Annotated in this window: 15 protein-coding genes; 5 read left to right on the top strand and 10 right to left on the bottom strand. The window is 72.9% G+C overall.

Annotated elements, in window-relative coordinates; genetic code table 11:
• Positions 1-120: 120 nt before the first annotated feature.
• The 5 genes from pstS to mshD all read right to left on the bottom strand — a co-directional run bounded on the left by pstS (position 121) and on the right by mshD (position 6,542).
• Positions 121-1,254, bottom strand: coding sequence for a phosphate ABC transporter substrate-binding protein PstS (pstS, locus tag ACFVDM_RS30945; protein WP_383648090.1), 1,134 nt, complete (start codon positions 1,252-1,254; stop codon positions 121-123).
• A 297-nt stretch (positions 1,255-1,551) separates the two neighbouring features.
• On the bottom strand, positions 1,552-1,977 hold the full coding sequence (locus ACFVDM_RS30950) for an NUDIX hydrolase (RefSeq protein ID WP_383648092.1): 426 nt from the start codon (positions 1,975-1,977) through the stop codon (positions 1,552-1,554).
• On the bottom strand, positions 1,974-3,065 hold the full coding sequence (locus ACFVDM_RS30955; protein WP_383648094.1) for a CHAD domain-containing protein: 1,092 nt from the start codon (positions 3,063-3,065) through the stop codon (positions 1,974-1,976). The genes ACFVDM_RS30950 and ACFVDM_RS30955 overlap by 4 nt, the downstream gene beginning before the upstream one ends.
• A complete protein-coding gene (locus tag ACFVDM_RS30960) occupies positions 3,052-5,307 on the bottom strand; it encodes an RNA degradosome polyphosphate kinase (RefSeq protein WP_383648096.1) in 2,256 nt (751 codons plus the stop codon). Before ACFVDM_RS30960 ends, ACFVDM_RS30955 begins: the two co-directional genes overlap by 14 nt.
• A gap of 296 nt (positions 5,308-5,603) precedes the next feature.
• A complete protein-coding gene (gene mshD, locus ACFVDM_RS30965) occupies positions 5,604-6,542 on the bottom strand; it encodes a mycothiol synthase (protein WP_383648098.1) in 939 nt (312 codons plus the stop codon).
• A gap of 661 nt (positions 6,543-7,203) precedes the next feature.
• On the opposite strand from mshD, the gene ACFVDM_RS30970 reads away from it, so the two are divergent.
• Positions 7,204-9,057 (top strand): bifunctional metallophosphatase/5'-nucleotidase, encoded by a 1,854-nt coding sequence (locus tag ACFVDM_RS30970; RefSeq protein ID WP_383648102.1) that lies wholly within the window; start codon positions 7,204-7,206, stop codon positions 9,055-9,057.
• A 242-nt stretch (positions 9,058-9,299) separates the two neighbouring features.
• On the opposite strand, the gene ACFVDM_RS30975 is transcribed toward ACFVDM_RS30970, so the two are convergent.
• From ACFVDM_RS30975 to ACFVDM_RS30995, 5 genes are all read right to left on the bottom strand, one after another.
• On the bottom strand, positions 9,300-10,709 hold the full coding sequence (locus ACFVDM_RS30975) for a sensor histidine kinase (RefSeq protein WP_383648105.1): 1,410 nt from the start codon (positions 10,707-10,709) through the stop codon (positions 9,300-9,302).
• Positions 10,706-11,437, bottom strand: a complete 732-nt coding sequence (locus tag ACFVDM_RS30980) for a response regulator transcription factor (protein ID WP_383648110.1) — start codon at positions 11,435-11,437, stop codon at positions 10,706-10,708. The genes ACFVDM_RS30975 and ACFVDM_RS30980 overlap by 4 nt, the downstream gene beginning before the upstream one ends.
• 66 nt (positions 11,438-11,503) lie before the next feature.
• Complete coding sequence (locus tag ACFVDM_RS30985; protein WP_383648114.1) at positions 11,504-12,607, bottom strand: S1C family serine protease; 1,104 nt, start codon at positions 12,605-12,607, stop codon at positions 11,504-11,506.
• A gap of 125 nt (positions 12,608-12,732) precedes the next feature.
• Complete coding sequence (locus ACFVDM_RS30990) at positions 12,733-13,773, bottom strand: LacI family DNA-binding transcriptional regulator (RefSeq protein WP_383648119.1); 1,041 nt, start codon at positions 13,771-13,773, stop codon at positions 12,733-12,735.
• Positions 13,774-13,797: 24 nt separating this feature from the next.
• Complete coding sequence (locus tag ACFVDM_RS30995; RefSeq protein WP_383648124.1) at positions 13,798-14,598, bottom strand: response regulator transcription factor; 801 nt, start codon at positions 14,596-14,598, stop codon at positions 13,798-13,800.
• A 302-nt stretch (positions 14,599-14,900) separates the two neighbouring features.
• On the opposite strand from ACFVDM_RS30995, the gene ACFVDM_RS31000 reads away from it, so the two are divergent.
• From ACFVDM_RS31000 to ACFVDM_RS31015, 4 genes are all read left to right on the top strand, one after another.
• Entirely contained in the window at positions 14,901-15,776 is an 876-nt protein-coding gene (locus ACFVDM_RS31000; RefSeq protein ID WP_383648127.1) for an alpha/beta hydrolase family protein, read from the top strand.
• A 53-nt stretch (positions 15,777-15,829) separates the two neighbouring features.
• A complete protein-coding gene (locus tag ACFVDM_RS31005) occupies positions 15,830-16,084 on the top strand; it encodes a MoaD/ThiS family protein (RefSeq protein WP_383648130.1) in 255 nt (84 codons plus the stop codon).
• Positions 16,085-16,505: 421 nt separating this feature from the next.
• Complete coding sequence (locus ACFVDM_RS31010) at positions 16,506-17,603, top strand: hypothetical protein (RefSeq protein WP_383648440.1); 1,098 nt, start codon at positions 16,506-16,508, stop codon at positions 17,601-17,603.
• Positions 17,604-17,768: 165 nt separating this feature from the next.
• On the top strand, positions 17,769-18,458 hold the full coding sequence (locus ACFVDM_RS31015; protein WP_383648133.1) for a DUF2993 domain-containing protein: 690 nt from the start codon (positions 17,769-17,771) through the stop codon (positions 18,456-18,458).
• Positions 18,459-18,596 lie beyond the last annotated feature (138 nt).

Consider the following 18,596-nt stretch of genomic DNA (forward strand, 5'->3'; position numbering starts at 1 on the left):
CTGTGTGGGGGAGCCGCGGACGGCGCCCCTGGCGGCGGTGCACCGGATGGGGGTGGGGGGCGGGCCGGTCCGGAGGGGTGCGCCGGACCGGCCGCCCGAGGAGCCCGGGTGGAGCGGGTGTTACGAGAGACCGGCGACGGTCTCGCGGACCTTGGCGTTGATGGCCTCGGGGATCGGGGCGTAGCCGGCCTCGGTGAGGAGCTTCTGGCCGTCCTCGGAGGCGGTGTAGGTGAGGAAGGACTTCACGGTGCCGAGGGTGTCGGCCTTGTTGCCGGTGTCGCAGACGACCTCGTAGGTGACCAGGACCAGCGGGTACGCGCCCTCGGCCTTGGTGGTGTAGTCGAGGTCGAGCGCCAGGTCCTTGCCGGTGCCCTTGACCTTGGCGGCGGCGATGGCCTTGGAGGCGTTCTCGGAGGAGGCCTTCACCGGGGCGGAGCCGCCGGTGTTGATGTCGACCGTGGTGATCTGCTGCGAGGCGGCGTAGGAGAGCTCGAAGTAGCCGATCGCGCCGTCGACCTGCTTGACCTGGGTGGCGACACCGGAGGAGGAGGTCGCGCCCTGGCCGCCGGGGGCGGGCCACTTCTTCTCCGCCTCGTACTTCCAGTCGGACGGGGCCGCGGCGCCGAGGTACTTGCCGAGGTTCTGCGTGGTGCCGGAGTCCTCGGAGCGGTGGAAGGCCTGGATCGCCTTGTCCGGGAGCTTGACGCCCGGGTTGAGCTTGGCGATGGCCTCGTCGTTCCACTTCTTGATCTTCGTGTCGAAGATCTTGGCGAGGGTGGGGGCGTCCAGCGTCAGGCTGTCGACGCCTTCCAGGTGGTAGCCGATCGCGATCGGGCCGCCGACCATCGGGAGGTTGATGCCCTGGCCGCTCTTGCAGATCTTCTTGGAGTCGGCGACCTCCTCGGGCTTCAGCGCCGAGTCGGAGCCGGCGAAGCCGACCGTGCCCTGGTTGAAGGCGACGATGCCCTCGCCGGACGAGGAGGAGTTGTAGTTGATCTCCACGCCGGAGCAGGCGGCCATGTACTCCTTGACCCAGAGGTCCATGGCGTTCTTCTGCGCGCTGGAGCCGGAGGCGCGCAGCTGCCCCTTGGCCCCGTCGCACTTGACGTTCGAGGCGGCCTTCGTCTGCTTGCCGCCGGTGGTGTCGTTGCTGCTGTTGTCGTCCGAACCGCACGCCGTGAGGACCAGGGCGCCGGAGACGGCGAGGGCACCGAGCGCGGTGGCACGAAGCCGGTTCTTGCGCTGAAGCTTCACTTTCGGGTGTTCCTTCCAGAAGCCGCCGAGGTGGTGTGGTCGCTACGACGGCGTGCGAGGTGGTGGGTGGTGCGGAAGTCGTGGACGGTGCGGTGAGTGCCTCGCACCGTGCACAGCCGAAATTAGGCAGATCAGGTGAATCGGCTTGCGGGGGTGAGTGAACGGGAGGTGAACCGTGTCGGGCGGCCCGGTTCCGGGTACGGGCAGCACGCCTCCAGCCCCGGACGGGTGCCGGTTACGGGGCCGGAGGGGGTGCGCGCGGGTGCTGCTCTACGAGGGCTACGAGGGCTACGAGGGCTACGAGGCCGGCAGGGTGTCCAGCGCCGCGTCGAGGAGCGCGCGGTCGCGGTCCTGGGTCAGCCGGGCACGGGCGGCAGGGGGCGTCAGCCAGCGCACGTCGTCCACCTCGCGGTTCGGGACGAACGCGCCCGCCGTGGCCTCGGCCGACCAGTACGTGACCTCCTTGGGGCGGCCGTTCACGACGTACCGCACCGCGGGGAGCAGCGGGCCGGGTACGCAGCGGTGCCCGGTCTCCTCCAGCACCTCGCGCAGCGCCGCCTCGCGCGGGGACTCGCCGCGCTTCAGCTTCCCCTTGGGGAACGACCAGTCGTCGTAGCGCGGCCGGTGCACGAGGCACAGCTCCACCCCGCCGCGCGGCGCCGTCGACCGGCGCCACAGGACGCATCCCGCCGCGCGCACGGTGCCGTCCGGGGCGCCGCTCACGGCCGGACCGCCGCGGCCGTGGCGTAGGGCCAGCACTGCCGGAAGAGGGCGCGGGCCGCCTCCACCTCGTGGCGCTGGTCGGCGTGGAGCACCCCCAGGGCGTACGCGGTCGTCGGGGCGATGCGCGGGGTGCGGGCCGCGGCGGCAGCGGCGGCGGCGGCCTCGGCGGCGTCCCGGTGGCGGTCGAGGGCGCGCCCGGGGCCGGCCAGGACCGGATCGGGGGCGCCGCGCAGCACCTCGTGGGCGTACCGGTGCAGACGCAGCAGCAGCCGGGTCTGGTGCCAGGGCGCGTCGTGCGCGTCGTTGTACGGCTCGGCCGTCTCGTCCGGGGGCAGCGCGGCGACGGCGCCGAGCAGCCGCTGTTCGGCCCGGCCGGCCGGATCGCCGAGCAGGTCGCCGGCCGGCCGGGCGGCCGCGGCGGACAGCGGCACCTCGGAGGCGAGGAGGGCGACCGCGTCGGCGACCGCGTGGAAGCGGGAGGAGCCGAGGGCCTGGAGCGCGGCGGAGTGGGCGCGGGTCCGGGCCAGGGTGAGCTGGCGGTCGAGCAGTGCTCCGGCGCGGGCGGCGCCGACGCCGAGGACGGCGCGTTCCTTCTCCGCGGCGGCCGTGGCGGTGGTGGAAGTGGTGGCCGTGGCGGCCGTGGCGGTGGTGGCGGCGGGGCCCGCGGCCACCGTGGCCGTGGCGGATGTCGGGGACGCCGGTGCCGTGCCCGTTTCGGTGCGGGCGGCGGGCAGGGCGGCGCCCGGGAGCCCGTGCAGGGCGTCAAGGAGCCGGGTCAGCCGGTCCGCGTAGGCGTGCTCGCGGGCCAGGGTGCCGGACAGCCAGGCCAGTTCGGTGCGCAGGTGCTCGGCCCAGAGCGGGTCGAGCGCGGAGCGGAACGTGTGGAGCGTCCCCCCGATGCGGCGGGCCGAGCGGCGCAGCGCCCAGGCGGCCTCCTCGGCGGCCCGGGGGCCGGCGTCGGTGGGTGCGCTGTTCTCGCGGTGCAGACGCAGGCTGCGCAGGAAGTCCGCGGCCCGGTCCCGCAGATACGGTGCGAGCACCGCCCCCGCGGTCACGTCCGCCTGTGTCTGGTGGTCAGGGCGTCGCACGCCGGCGCCTCCGGGCGTCAATGAGCATTTCCTGTACGTGCCGCAGCGGCCGGCCCTCCGCGTCCGTGGCGTGCCGGGTCCAGTCCCCGTCGGGGCCCAGGTGCCAGGAGGAGGTCGTGTCGGCCATGCCGGTCTCCAGGAGCCGGCTGAGCGCGGCCCGGTGCGCGGGGTCGGTGACCCGGACCAGGGCCTCGATGCGGCGGTCGAGATTGCGGTGCATCATGTCGGCGCTGCCGAACCAGACTTCGGGTTCGCCGCCGTTGCCGAACGAGAAGACCCGGGAGTGTTCGAGGAAGCGGCCCAGTATCGAGCGGACCCGGACGTTCTCCGAGAGGCCGGTGACGCCGGGGCGGATCGCGCAGATGCCGCGGACCCAGATGTCGACGGGGACACCGGCCTGCGCGGCCCGGTAGCAGGCGTCGATGACGGCCTCGTCGACCATCGAGTTGACCTTGATGCGGACGTAGGCGGGGCGGCCGGCCCGCTGGTGGGCGATCTCCTTGTTGATCCGGACGATCAGCCCGTCGCGCAGCGACTTGGGGGCCACCAGCAGCCGGCGGTAGGTCTCGCGGCGGGAGTAGCCGGAGAGCCGGTTGAACAGGTCCGAGAGGTCCGCCCCGACCTGCGGGTCGGCGGTGAGCAGGCCGAGGTCCTCGTAGAGCCGGGCGGTCTTGGGGTGGTAGTTGCCGGTGCCGACGTGCGAGTAGCGGCGCAGGGTGTCGCCCTCCTGGCGGACGACGAGGGAGAGCTTGCAGTGCGTCTTCAGCCCGACGAGGCCGTAGACGACGTGGCAGCCCGCCTCCTCCAGCTTCCGCGCCCACTTGATGTTGGCCTGCTCGTCGAAGCGGGCCTTGATCTCGACGAGTACGAGGACCTGCTTGCCGGACTCGGCGGCGTCGATGAGGGCGTCCACTATCGGGGAGTCGCCCGAGGTCCGGTACAGCGTCTGCTTGATCGCCAGCACGTCCGGATCGGCCGCCGCCTGCTCCAGGAAGGCCTGGACGGACGTCGAGAAGGAGTCGTACGGGTGGTGCAGCAGCACGTCGCGCTCGCGCAGGGCGGCGAAGATGTCGGGTGCGGAGGCGGACTCCACCTCGGAGAGGTCGCGGTGGGTGCCGGCCACGAACTTGGGGTACTTCAGCTCGGGCCGGTCGAGCGAGGCTATGCCGAACAGCCCGGTCAGATCGAGCGGACCGGGCAGCGGGTAGACCTCGGCGTCGGAGACCTTCAGCTCGCGTACCAGCAGGTCCAGTACGTACGGGTCGATGGACTCCTCGACCTCCAGCCGGACCGGCGGGCCGAAGCGGCGCCGCATGAGCTCCTTCTCCAGGGCCTGGAGCAGGTTCTCCGCGTCGTCCTCCTCGACCTCCAGGTCCTCGTTCCGGGTCACCCGGAACATGTGGTGCGCCAGCACCTCCATCCCCGGGAACAGCTCCTCCAGATGCGCGGCGATGACGTCCTCTATGGGCACGTACCGCTGCGGCGAGGCCTCCAGGAAGCGGGTCAGCAGCGGCGGCACCTTGACCCGGGCGAAGTGGCGGTGGCCGCTGACCGGGTTGCGGACGACGACGGCGAGGTTCAGCGAGAGGCCGGAGATGTACGGGAAGGGGTGCGCGGGGTCCACCGCGAGCGGGGTCAGCACGGGGAAGACCCGCTGGCGGAAGAAGGTGAACAGCCGGGCCTGCTCCTTCTCCGTCAGCTCCGGCCAGCGGATCAGCTGGATGCCCTCGTCGGACAGGGCGGGCGCGACGTCCTGCTGGTAGCAGGCCGCGTGCCGGGCCATGAGCTCCCGCGAGCGGGTCCAGATCAGGTCCAGGACCTCGCGGGGCTGGAGCCCGGAGGCGGAGCGGGTGGCGACCCCGGTCGCGATACGGCGCTTGAGCCCGGCCACCCGGACCATGAAGAACTCGTCCAGGTTCGAGGCGAAGATGGCGAGGAAATTAGCCCGTTCGAGGAGCGGGGTCGACGGGTCCTCGGCCAGCTCCAGAACCCGTTCGTTGAACGCGAGCCAACTGCGCTCCCGGTCCAGGAAGCGCCCCTGGGGCAGCTCGTCCCCGTCCGTACCCGGCTCGTACGCGTCCGCGTCCGCGTCGATGTCCGGATCCAGATCGGCGGCGGTGGACAGCGCGCCCGGCCGCGACGCCTGGCCGGCGACGGCATGCGGGCGGTGGGCGGCGAGGGAGCCGACCGACGGCTGGGCGGCGGGCTGGACCGGGACCTCGGAGCTGGGCTGCTGGCTCATGGGCCCATTCTTCCGCGCGGAGGGCTCCGGAGGCGCGTCGGAGGGGGCGGAGATCACGGGAACCGCGCGCGGAGTGCGTCGCGGGCCGGGATTCTTCCCGTTGCGGGGGGTCGGCAGGGCTGGCTGCATCCTGAGAGGGTCGCAAGGGCGTCTGAATGCCCGGTAACGGCGACATGACATGCAGGAAGCGGTGAGTGGCCGTGTGTGGCGGCTCCGCCCGGGGCCGGGGCCCCGGAGGGACGTGTGCACGGTCCCCGGGACCCCGTACGAGTCCCGGGGCGTCCCGTGCCGCCGTCTCAGGACTCCGTGCGGTACATCAGGTCGACCTCGTGGGTGGTGAAGCCCATCCGCTCGTAGACCGTCACGGCGGCCGTGTTGTCCGCGTCGACGTAGAGCATCGCGGTGGGCAGGCCCTCCGAGGCGAGGTGGCGCAGCCCGATCGCGGTGAGCGCCTTGCCGAGGCCGCCGCCCTGGGCGTCGGGCCGGATGCCGACCACGTACACCTCGCCCAGCTGCTCCTCGGCGTGCACCTTCGTCCAGTGGAAGCCGATCAGTTCCGTGGTGCCGTCCTCGCCGGTCCGTTCGGCGAGGAAGAAGCCCTTGGGGTCGAACCACGGTTCGGCCTTGCGGTCGTCGAGGTCGCGCTGGCGCAGGGCGCCCTGTTCGGGGTGGTGGGCGAAGGCGGCGCTGTTCACGGCGAGCCAGGCGGCGTCGTCCTGGCCGGGGACGAAGGTGCGGACGGTGACGCCCGGCGGCAGGACCGGTTCGGCGATGTTCAGGGGGCTCAACGGTCTGCGGAGCTGGCGCAGTTCGCGGAAGAGCGAGAGCCCGAGGACCTGGGCCAGATGGCGGGCGGCGGCCTTTCCGCCGTGTGCCCAGACGCGCAGCCGCTTGCCGGTCGCGGCCAGCAGCGCGGCGCCGAGGGCCCGTCCGTGGCCGTGGCCCCGGTGGGCCGGGTGCACGACCAGCTCGGCGGCCGGGGCCTCGACGGGGTCGGTGTCCTCCAGTTGCGCGTACCCGACGAGTGTGCCGCCGGCCGTCAGCAGGAAGTGCCGGACGCCGTCCCGGTGTCCGCCCCGCAGCTGGAGCCGCCCCTGCTCGGACACGGCCTGCCGGCCGTCGGAGCGCGCGGCCTCGGCGAGGAGCCCGGTGACGGCTTCCGCCTGGTCGGGGGTGAGGGTGTCCAGGGTCTGGATCTCGCGTCCGGGGGCGGGGAGGGGTACGTCAGTCGTCATGGGTACGAGCGTACGGGCCCCTTGGGCGGGGGGCGGCGAGGTTGGTGCGGGGTGCTCCGTGTTCGGGGTTCCGTCCTCAATCTCCCCCATAGCCTTAAAGGCATGGGGGGACCCCCTCGACGGGCTGGTTTGTGCGGGTTCCCCGCGGGGCGCCTTTGTCCGGTGGGTGGGGGTCCGGGGTCCCTCCGGGGCGACTCCTCGAACGACGAACGTGCGGGCACCTCGTACACGTACCCCGGTCTGTGTTCGTCGTTCTGCGGGGACGCCCCTGCACGCCCCCGAACCCGGCCGTCGTGCGTCTGCGACAGCGTGATTCACCGGCGTGAGGACGCGGAACCGGCCCGGGTGGGGGCGTGCAGGGGTGTCCCCGCAGGAAATGGCGTACGACCCGGCCCACTCCTCGTACCCGGGTGAACACGCCATTTCTGAGGAGTCACCCCGGAGGGACCCCGCCCCCACCCACCGGACAACGGCGCACCGGCCCACCCCGAAGCGTCCCGGCCCCATTTGGGCGAATGGCCCCGTTCCGATCGTGCGGCAACCAGTTCGTAACCCCAAACATCTGTCGCGCTACGCGCGTTGACCCTAGGCTGCGCACGCAGTATCCAGTTTCAGACGTGGCTCGATCGTCACACCACCCGCTGAACTCACAAGGGGTCCGATGTCAGCGACACCTCAGAAGAACCGCGCGTCCCGGCGGGTGCTCGCCGCCGCGGCCGGGCTGGCCACCGTCGGTGCGCTGGTCGCCGCGATGCCGGCGAGCGCCGAAGGACACGGCAAGGGCCAAGGGGGGCACCACGCTCCCGGCACCGTGGACGTGCAGCTGCTGTCCTTCAACGACCTGCACGGAAACCTGGAGCCGCCCGCCGGCTCGGCCGGCACGGTCACCGAGACGCAGGCCGACGGCACGACGAAGGCCGTTCCGGCCGGCGGCGTCGAGTACCTGGCCTCCTCGCTGCGCGCCGCGCGCAAGGGGCACCCGTACTCCATCACCGCCGCGGGCGGCGACATGGTCGGTGCGAGCCCGCTGCTGTCGGGGCTCTTCCACGACGAGCCGACCATCGAGGCCCTGAACAAGATCGACCTCGATGTGACGAGCGTCGGCAACCACGAGTTCGACGAGGGCGCCACGGAGCTGGGCCGCCTTCAGAACGGCGGCTGCCACCCGGTCGAGGGCTGCTACGAGCAGGGCAAGAAGTTCCAGGGCGCCGACTTCCCGTACCTCGCGGCCAATGTGACGGACGAGAAGTCGGGCAAGCCGATCCTCCGGCCGTACACGGTCTGGAAGAAGGACGGCATCAAGATCGGCTTCATCGGGGTGACCCTGGAGGGCACGCCGAACATCGTGACGGCCAACGGCGTCAAGGGCCTGAAGTTCCACGACGAGGTCGAGACGATCAACAAGTACGCCAAGGAGCTGGACCGCCAGGGCGTGAAGTCGATCGTCGCACTGATCCACGAGGGCGGCGCCCCGGCGTCGTCCGCGTACGACTACGACTGCGACAGCCCGGGGGCCGGTGACGGGATCTCCGGGCCGATCACCGAGATCGCCAAGGGCATCACGCCGAAGGTGGACGCGCTGGTCACCGGCCACACGCACCAGGCGTACGTCTGCACGATCCCGGACCCGGCGGGCAACCCGCGCCTGGTCACCTCGGCGTCCTCGTTCGGCAAGCTGTACACGGACACGACGCTGACGTACGACCGCCGCACCAAGGACATCGTGCGCACCGCGGTGAAGGGGGCCGGGCGCGGCCACCACCCGGCGCCCTCGAACCCGGTCTCGGCCAACCACATCGTGACCCGCGACCAGGCCCCGGCCTCCGACATGACGGCCCTGATCGCGCGCTGGAACACCCTGGCGGCCCCGATCGCCAACCGTCCGCAGGGCTACATCTCGGCGGACATCAACGGCCGCGGCTCCACCGCGCCGGAGAAGCCGCTCGGCGATCTGATCGCCGACGCCCAGCTGGAGGGTCTGGCCCCGGCCGACAAGGGCGGGGCGGTCGTCGCCTTCATGAACCCGGGCGGCATCCGCGCGGACCTCGTGTACAAGGCGACCGGCGCCGAGGGGGACGGCGTCGTCACCTACGGCGAGGCGTTCACCGTGCAGCCGTTCACCAACATGATGAACGTCGTCGACCTGACCGGCGCCCAGCTGGTCTCCGCGCTCCAGCAGCAGGTCAGCGGGTCGAACGAGGCCAGCCCGAAGATCCTCCAGGTGTCGAAGGGGCTCACCTACACCCTGGACATGACGAAGTCGGGCGCCGCCCGTGTGGTGACGGACACGATCCGTCTGAACGGTGAGGCGATCGACCCGGCCAAGACCTACCGCGTCGCCATGAACGAGTTCCTGGCGGGCGGCGGCGACGGCTTCGCGGCCCTCGGCCAGGGCACCAACAAGCTCGTGGGCGCCTCGGACCTGGACCTGTTCAACGCCTACCTGGCGGCCCACTCCACGGCCGCCGCCCCGCTGGCCCCGCCGGCCGCGGACCGGATCACCGTCATCCAGTAGGACGGAACCACCAGACCGACCGCGATGCGCGGGCGGGGGCGAAGGCCCCGCCCGCGCATCCGTCGTTTCCCGGCTCCGCCAGCCCCTGCACATCCGGCACACACCCCTGCACGTCCGGCACATCCCGCCGCTCCGGAGCGGCCTAGTGTCCTCGGCGGACGGTGCCCTCCTTCCGGGGTGCCGCTCCGGTGGCGCGGTACGAGATGGGTCGGCGGACCCGTGTCGTACCGCGTCTCCGTGTGTCATTCCCCGGGGGTCTCCGGGGGTGGCTGGGGCGCTCCTGGGAGCCGGAGGGTGGCTGTCGTGCCGCCGCCTTCGGCCGGGAGGAGGGTGACCTCGCCGCCGGCCTGCCGGACGGTGCGGGCGACGATGGACAGGCCGAGGCCTGAGCCGGGGAGCTGGCGGGCGGACGGGGAGCGCCAGAAGCGTTCGAAGACGTGGGGGAGTTCGTCGGCGGGGATGCCGGGACCCTGGTCGCGGACGGTCAGTTCGCCGCGGTGCAGGACGACGGTGACGGTGCCGCGCGGCGGGCTGAACTTCACGGCGTTGTCGAGGACGTTGACGATCGCCCGTTCCAGCGCGGCGGGCTCGGCGCGGACGTACCAGGGGGCCAGCTCGGCCGTGATCGTCAGCTCGGGGCCGCGGAGCCGGGCGCGTTGCAGGGCGGTGCGGGTGATGTCGTGCAGGGCGACCACCTGGAGGGGGCCGGTCTTGGCGGCGTCGGGGCGGGCCAGTTCCTGGAGGTCGCCGATGAGCGAGGCCAGCTCGGTCATCTGGGCCTTCACGGAGGCCATCAGGGCCTTGCGGTCGTCCGGCGGGATCGCCCGGCCGGTCTCGTCGCTGCGGGCGAGGAGTTCGATGTTGGTGCGCAGCGAGGTGAGCGGGGTGCGCAGTTCGTGGCCGGCGTCGGCGATGAGCTGGGCCTGCCGGTCGCGGGAGGTGGCGAGGGAGGACGTCAGTGAGTTGAACGAGCGCGAGAGGCGCGCGATCTCGTCCTCGCCGTCGACGGGGATGCGGACGGTCAGGTCCTCGGTCCGGGCGACGTGCTCGACGGCCTCGGTCAGCTCGTCGACGGGGCGCAGTCCGGAGCGGGCGACCCAGAGCCCGGCGGCGCCGGCGCCGAGGACGCCGATGCCGGAGACGAGGAGGAGTACCCAGGCGAGGGTGGTGAGGGGTTTGTCGATCTCGCTGAGGGGGCGGCCGAGGGAGACGGCGAGGTCGATGGGGCCCTTCACGGGGGCGGTGTAGACGCGCATCTCGACGCCGTCCGCGTCCTTCGCGGTGCGCAGGGCGTCGGGGCGGTCGTGGGTGACCACGGCGAGGTCCGCGTCGCTGACGGGGAGCTTGGAGGAGCCGGGCGCGAGGCAGACCGTGCCCTGGGCGTCGATGAGCTGGACGGTGAGCCCGGAGTAGGGCCGGGGAAGCGGGACCTGATCGGCGCCGCGGCAGTAGTCGTACAGGTTGGTCAGATAGCGGGCGTCCACATTGGAGCCGCGCAGGGTCGAGTCGAGCTGGTTCTGCAACTGCTCCCGCGTCACGAACCAGCACGCCGCCGCCACCGCCGCGACCGCGACCGCCACGGCGGTGGCGATGAGGAGGGCGAGGCGGGAGCGGAGCGGCAGGGCGCGGATGCGGCGCAGGGGGCCGGTCATCCCTCGGCCCCGCCGGAGCGCAGGGCGTAGCCGACGCCCCGCACGGTGTGGACGAGGCGGGGTTCGCCGCCGGCCTCGGTCTTGCGGCGCAGGTACATCACGTACACGTCGAGCGAGTTGGAGCTGGGCTCGAAGTCGAAGCCCCAGACGGCCTTGAGGATCTGTTCGCGGGTGAGGACCTGGCGCGGGTGGGCGAGGAACATCTCCAGGAGGGTGAACTCGGTGCGGGTGAGTTCCACGCGGCGCTCTCCCCGGGTGACCTCGCGGGTGGCGAGGTCCATGCGCAGATCGGCGAAGGAGAGGGTGTGGTCGTCGGGGACGGGGGCGCCCGCCGCGGCCGCGTAGGAGCTGCGGCGCAGCAGGGCGCGGATGCGGGCGAAGAGTTCGTCGAGCTCGAAGGGTTTGACGAGGTAGTCGTCGGCGCCCGCGTCGAGTCCGGTGACGCGGTCGCCGACGGTGTCGCGGGCGGTGAGCATCAGGATGGGGGTGGTGGTGCCCGTGGCGCGGATGCGGCGGGCGGCGGTCAGGCCGTCCATCCGGGGCATCTGGATGTCGAGGACGATGAGGTCGGGGGCGTACGACTCGGCCTTGGCGAGGGCGTCGAGACCGTCGACGGCGACCTCGGTGCCGTACCCCTCGAAGGCGAGGCTGCGCTGAAGTGCCTCGCGCACGGCGGGTTCGTCGTCGACGACGAGGATGCGCTGGGGACCTTCCTCGGCGGGGCTCATCGCTGTCTCGTCCTCTTCTCGGTGCGTACGGTGCGGGGCGGGTCCCAGTTTCTCAGCCCCGCCCGCTCAGGAGCCGTCGCCGGACCGCAGACCGGCGAGGTCGGCCTTGAGGGTGTTGACCGGGATGGCGAAGCCCAGGCCGACACTGCCCGCGCTGGAGCTGCCCTGGCCACTGGCGGAACTGGCCGAGTACATGGCCGAATTGATGCCGATGATCTCGCCGTCCATGTTGATCAGGGCGCCGCCGGAGTTGCCGGGGTTGAGCGAGGCGTCGGTCTGGATGGCCTTGTACGTGGTGGTGGAGTCGCCGGTGTCGCCGTTGAACTGCTGTCCGCCGAACTCGAAGGGCCACTGCCGGCCGCCGCCCTGGTTCCCGTTCCCGTCGCCGCTCTCCTTGGCGACGGTCACGTCGCGGTCGAGCGCGGAGACGATGCCGCTGGTGACGGTGCCGGTGAGGCCCTCGGGGGAGCCGATCGCGACGACCTGGTCGCCGACCGCGACCTTGGAGGAGTCGCCGAGCGTGGCGGTCTTCAGTCCGCTCGCGCCCTGGAGCCTGATGAGGGCGAGGTCCTTGTCGGGGTCGGTGCCGACGACGTCGGCGGTGTACTTCTTGCCGGTGGAGAGCGTGACCTCGATGGAGGTGGCGCCCGCGATGACGTGGTTGTTGGTGACGATCTCGCCGTCGGCGGTGATGACGACGCCGGAGCCGGTGGACTGGCCGGAGGTGGAGGTCGCGCCGATCTCGACGATGGTCGGGGAGAGGGCGGCGGCGACGCCGGCGACGGTGCCCTTGCTGCTCTGCGAGACGGTGGTGCCGGGGATGATCCCGCTGCCGGTGCTCGTGGCGGTGTCGTCGGTGATCCGGCCGAGGAGGGTCGCGGTGCCGCCGCCGACGACCGCCGCGGCGATGGCCACGGCCGTCAGCAGGGCGACGGGGCGGCGGACCCGGCGGCGGGAGGGCGCCGGTTCGGGGGAGTGCGGGGCGGCCGGGGCGGCGCCGTGGAAGCCGCCGCCTCCGTGGCCGCCGTCGCCGGGCCACACGGTCGTGCCGTGGCCCAGGTCGACCGGCTGGACGGGCTGGTATGACGGCGGCGGCGGGTAGGCCGCTTCGCCGTTGCCGTACGAGGGGTACATCGGGTACTCGCCGCTCGGGCGCTGGCTCTCTGTCATGACCAAGAGCCTGTCCGGCCAAGATGAGAGGAGCGTGAGCACGCGCTGAGAAGCCCGGCAGAACCTCGTATGCCCGATATAAAGACCGGCGGGGGGCCGATACGGGGACCGGGCGCCGGGAGGGCTCAGAGCGGCTTCGGGGGTTCTCCGCAGCCGCAGGAGCGGCGGACGACGAGGGCCGAGGGAAACTGCTTCAGCCGCTCCCGCCGCGAGCCCGAGACCCGCAGCGAGTCGTCGAGGACCAGGTCCACCGCGGCCCGCGCCATCGCCGGACGGTCGGAGAAGACCGTGGTCAGCGGTGGATCGGTGAGACCGGCCTCCTTCACGTCGTCGAAGCCGGCGACGGCCAGCTCGCCGGGCACGTCGATGCGCAGTTCGCGGGCGGCCCGCAGGACGCCGATGGCCTGGTCGTCGGTGGCGCAGAAGATGGCCGGCGGCCGGTCGGGGCCCGAGAGGAGGTCCAGGGCGACCCGGTAGGCGTCGTAGCGGTTGTACGGGGCCTGGAAGAGGCGGCCCTCGGTGGAGCGCCCGGATTCGTGCATGGCCCGGCGCCAGCCCTCGATGTGGTCGGCGACCGGGTCGCCGACGGACGGGGTGGACTCCATGCCGCCCAGACACGCCACGTAGGCGTTGCCGTGCTCCAGGAGGTGGCGGGTGGCGAGCTGGGCGCCGCCCACGTCGTCGGTGACGACGGCGACGTCGTCGATGGCCTCGGGCCGTTCGTGCAGCAGCACGACCCGGGCGTCCCAGGCCTCTATCTCCGCCGCCGCGCGCTCGCTGGGGCCCTGGCTGACGAGGATCAGGCCGGAGACCCGCATGCCGAGGAAGGCGCGCAGATAGTGGACCTCGCGCTCGTCGCGGTAGTCGGAGTTGCCGACGAGCACCATCTTCCCGCGCTCGGCGGCGGCCTGTTCGACCGCGTGCGCCATCTCCGCGAAGAAGGGCTGCCGGGCGTCCGGCACGATCATCCCTATGAGGTCGGTCCGCCGCGAGGCCATGGCCTGGGCGACCCGGTCGGGCCGGTAGCCCAGCTCCTTGATCGCGGCGAGCACCCGCTCGCGCGTGGCCGGGGCGACCGGCCGGGGTCCGTTGTTGATGACGTAGCTGACGACCGCGGTCGACGTCCCCGCCAGTCTCGCCACATCGTCCCGCGTCACCTTGGCCACGCGCGGCAGTCTACGCGGATGGAACTACCTCTTGACAGGCCGGACCGGGGCTTCTTCCGTGACTTCGGACATCTCCGACTGCTCCGAACGGGTGAGGGTTTCGGTGCTTCCCTTGGCGGCGCCCGCCTTGGCCTCCTCGGCGGCCCGTTCCACCTTCTCCGGGGCGACGAAGCGGTATCCCACATTGCGGACGGTGCCGATGAGGGATTCGTGTTCCGGGCCGAGTTTGGCGCGCAGCCGGCGGACGTGGACGTCGACGGTGCGGGTGCCGCCGAAGTAGTCGTAGCCCCAGACCTCCTGGAGCAGCTGGGCGCGGGTGAAGACCCGGCCCGGGTGCTGCGCCAGATACTTGAGCAGTTCGAATTCCTTGAACGTCAGATCGAGGACCCGGCCCTTGAGCTTGGCGCTGTACGTGGCCTCGTCCACGGAGAGGTCGCCGTTGCGGATCTCCATGGGGGAGTCGTCGGCGGTGATCTGCTGGCGGCCGGTGGCCAGCCGCAGCCGCGCCTCGACCTCGGCGGGACCCGCCGTGTCGAGCAGGACGTCGTCGATGCCCCAGTCCGCGGTGACGGCCGCGAGGCCGCCCTCGGTGACCACGAGGATCAGCGGACAGCCCGGTCCGGTGGACCGCAGGAGCTGGCAGAGCGACCTGACCTGGGGCAGGTCGCGGCGGCCGTCGACGAGGATGACGTCGGCACCGGGGGTGTCGACGAGAGCGGGGCCCTCGGCGGGGGCGACCCGCACGCTGTGCAGCAGGAGGCCGAGGGCGGGGAGCACCTCCGTCGACGGCTGGAGGGCATTGGTCAGGAGCAGCAGAGAACTCATCGCCGTCCACCTGCCCGGTCGGTCGGTCGGTGATCGTGCACGGTTGGCTCGCCCATTGCGTCGGTCCTCCTCGTTCCCTGCGAGAGGGGCACTCCCGGGTGGGACCCGGGGGAGTCTGCGGCACTGCTTCGTACGCTGTTGTCCTGCTCGGCCGTACGACGGGTGGTCGTACGGGTTTCGCCCGTGCGGCCCGCGCTCAGGAACGCTGAGCTTGTCGAAACGTCTCCGTAACAACATGCGGAAAGCACAAAAGGACCCGGGGGCTGCGTTGCCCGGATCCTCTTCCCCGCAGAATAGCCCACATGACTTCAGTGTCCGAGGGGCGAATTCACGGTGGCGCTGTTCCCTTGATCACGCGCGGGCCGCTGCGGACGACATTGCGGGCGGGTGACGGGGTCCGGATCGAGGCGGTGTACGAACCGTGTACGGCGGGTGCCGCGGCGGCGGACGGGGCGGCCGGGGCGGGGACGGCGATCGTGCTCGCGCACGGTTTCACCGGTTCGGCCGACCGCCCCGCCGTGCGGCGGGCCGCGGAGGTGTTCGCCCAGCGTGCGGCGGTGGTGACGTTCTCCTTCCGGGGGCACGGAGGGTCCGGCGGACGGTCCACGGTGGGGGACCGCGAGGTGCTGGATCTGGCGGCGGCGGTCGCCTGGGCGCGGTCGCTCGGGCACCGGCGGATCGTTACGGCGGGGTTCTCGATGGGCGGTTCGGTGGTGCTGCGGCACGGGGCGCTGTATACGGCTCCGGGCGTACGCGAGGAGGGCGGGGGGCGCACGGAAGCGCACGGGGAGGCGCACGCCGACGCGGTGGTGTCCGTGAGCGCACCCGCGCGCTGGTTCTACCGGGGGACGGCACCCATGCGCCGGCTCCACTGGATGGTCACCCGCCCCACCGGCCGGCTCGTCGGGCGCTACGGCTTCCGCACCCGGATCGACCGCAGGCCCTGGGACCCGGTCCCGCTCTCCCCGGTCGAGGCCGCCGGGCGCATCGCCCCCGCCCCGCTGCTGATCGTGCACGGCGACCGGGACCCGTACTTCCCGCTCGACCACCCGAGGACGCTGGCCGAGGCGGCGGGCGGGGCCGCCGAGCTGTGGCTGGAGCCCGGGATGGGCCACGCGGAGAACGCGGCGGACGAGAGCTTGCTCACCCGCATCTCCGACTGGGCGACGGCCCGGTGACGCGGGTGAACCATGATGGACAGCCGACGCGAGACGAGGAGAGGAGCGCCGCCATGCCTGCGGGAACGATCCGCTACTGGGCAGCAGCCAAGGCAGCAGCCGGAACCGCGGAGGAGCCGTACACCGCCGCGACGCTCAAGGAAGCGCTCGACGCGGTGCGCGCCGCGCACCCCGGTGAGCTGAGCCAGGTGCTGCGACGGTGTTCGTTCCTCGTCGACGGTGACCCCGTCGGGACCCGGAGCCATGAGACCGTACGCCTTGCCGAGGGCGGCACGGTCGAGGTGCTCCCGCCGTTCGCAGGAGGGTGAACCGGAGAACATGAGCAGCGATCAGCAGCAGCCGTACCCGCAGGACCCGTACGCCCGGGATCCGTACGCACCGGACGCGTACGCGCAGGACCCGTACGCCCAGGCCCCCGCCCCGGCCCCGTACGCGCAGGACCCGTACGCCCCGCAGCAGCCGTACCCGTCCGGGCAGGCCCACACCGGGCAGGCGTACGGCGCTCACGGCCACCACGACCCGGGCTACGGCGGTCACGGCCCGCAGGACCCGGGGTACGGCGCGCAGGGCGGCTACGACCCGCACGGGGCGCCCCGGGCGGCTCACGCGCCCCAGGCGCAGCCCGGGGACGGATGGCAGTCCGGGGAGCAGGGCGTCGCGCAGACCTGGGAGGGCCAGACCTGGGACACCCAGTACCAGCCGACGATCGGCCCCGGCGGAGCGGCCCCGGTGCCGGACCCGGAGCAGACGGCGTACATGGCCCCGGTGCCCGCGGCCGACGCGGAGCAGACGGCGTATCTGGCCCCCGTGCCCGCGGTCGACCCGGAGCAGACGGCGTATCTCGCCCCGGTGGCCGTGCCGGACGCGGCCGAGACCGCGTATCTGCCGCCCGTCCCGGCGGGGGACGCGGCGCAGCCCTCCTACGCGCCCCCGGCGGCCCCGGCCCACCCCTCCGGCTCCTACCCGCTGCCGCCCGAGGTGCCCGCGGCCCCCGCCGCACCGGCGGCACCGGCATCCGCGTCGGCGGCCGACGGCTACAGCGCGCCCACCACCCTGGGCAACAGCCGCATCACCGACGCGCAGCGCGCCCGCGCCGAGGGCCGTTCGCCGATCATCGCGCCCGGGACGCAGCCGGCCGCGATCACCGCCGGGCTCGGGCTGCTGCTGGCGCTCGGCGCGGCCCTCGGGCCGTACGGGCTGGCCGTTCCGCTGGTGCTGCTCCAGGGGCTCACCGCGGCGGGCTGGTTCCGGCTCAACGGGATGTGGCCCGCCCGCCAGGGCATCGCGCTGGCCTTCGCCGGCGGGCTGGTCGCGGACGTGGCGCTGCTCGCCGCCGGCCGGGACGACGGTCCTGCCGCGATCCTGGGCACCCTCGGCGTCTGGGTGCTGCTCACCGTCGTGCTTCAGCTGCGCAGCCGCGCGGGCGCCGACGAGCGGATGCAGGGGCTGATGGCCACGCTCGCCTCGGCCGCGCTCGCGGTGCTGGCCGCCGGGCTCCTCGCGGCCGTCCCGGACGCGGTGACGGCCGGGTCCGTGGCCGTCGCCGCCGCGGTGCTCGTCCGGGCGCTGCCGCTGCCGGGTCCCGCCTCCGTCGTGGGCGCGCTCGTCGTCGCGGCGGCCGGGGGCGCGGTGGGCGGTTCCCTGGCCGGGCTCGGCGGGTCCGACGGTGCGCTGCTCGGCCTGGCCGCCGGTGTCTGCGCGCTCGTCGGGCTGCGCGTGGCCAGCTACGACTACCCGTCCCGCTTCGTCCACATGACGGCGGGCGTGGCGCTGCCGCTGACCGCGGCCGTGCCCGCCGTCTACCTGGTCGGACGCCTGATCGGCTGACCCGGGGACGGGAGACGGGCGCGCCGCGCCACCGGGACGAAGCCCTCCACGGGGAACCGCTGGGGGGCTTCCGCACGTCGATCACCCGGGGCGTGCCGCGCCGGCCGGTGCCGGAACGCGCGGACGCCCGGGACCGGACGGGCGTGGGGTGGGGGAAGGACAGGCATGCGTGCACTGCGAATACTGCTGGTCGTCTTGGTGGTCCTGGCCGGACTGTTCACGGCCGTGGACCGGGCGGCCGTCTGGTTCGCCGAGTCGCGGGCGGCCGACCGGGTGGAGGTCTCCGGGGCGACCATCAAGTCCACGGACGTCTCGATCAAGGGCTTCCCGTTCCTGACCCAGGTCCTCGGCAAGGAACTCGACGAGGTCGAGGTGAAGGTCGACGGGATCGAGGCGACCGCCGGGGGCCGCGCGCTGCGCATCGACCGCATGACGGCGGACCTGCACCGGGTGCGGCTGGCCGACGGCTTCTCCGGGGCGACCGCCGACCGGGCCACCGGGACGGCCGTCGTCTCGTACGCGGATCTGACGAAGGCGGCCGCCCAGGACGTCGTCGTCGAGTACGGCGGCAAGGGCAAGGTGAAGGTGACCGGTTCGGTGAACATCCTCGGCCGGACGCTGACCCGCAGTGTGCTGTCCACGGTGACGCTGGTCGACGGCCACACCGTGCGGGTGCACGCCGACAAGGTGCCGGGCGAGGGGATCCCGGGGCTCGAAGGCCTCGTCCGCGAGAAGACCGACTTCGAGCGCGAGGTCGGCACGCTGCCGAACGGGCTGAAGCTGGAGCGGATCGAACCGACCGCCGCCGGTCTGGAGATCTCCGTGACGGGCACCGACGTCCGCCTCGCGGGCTGACCATCTCGTCGGGCCCGTTCCGTACCGGCCGGTCCGCCCGCCTCACCACATACTGAGACGGCGGAGTCCGTACCGCAGATGCCGCACCGGGACCGCCGGGTGCGCGGAGCCCCGGGAGGCGGATGCACCCCACACTCG

Source organism: Streptomyces sp. NPDC057682 (assembly GCF_042799575.1).
Lineage (GTDB): Bacteria > Actinomycetota > Actinomycetes > Streptomycetales > Streptomycetaceae > Streptomyces.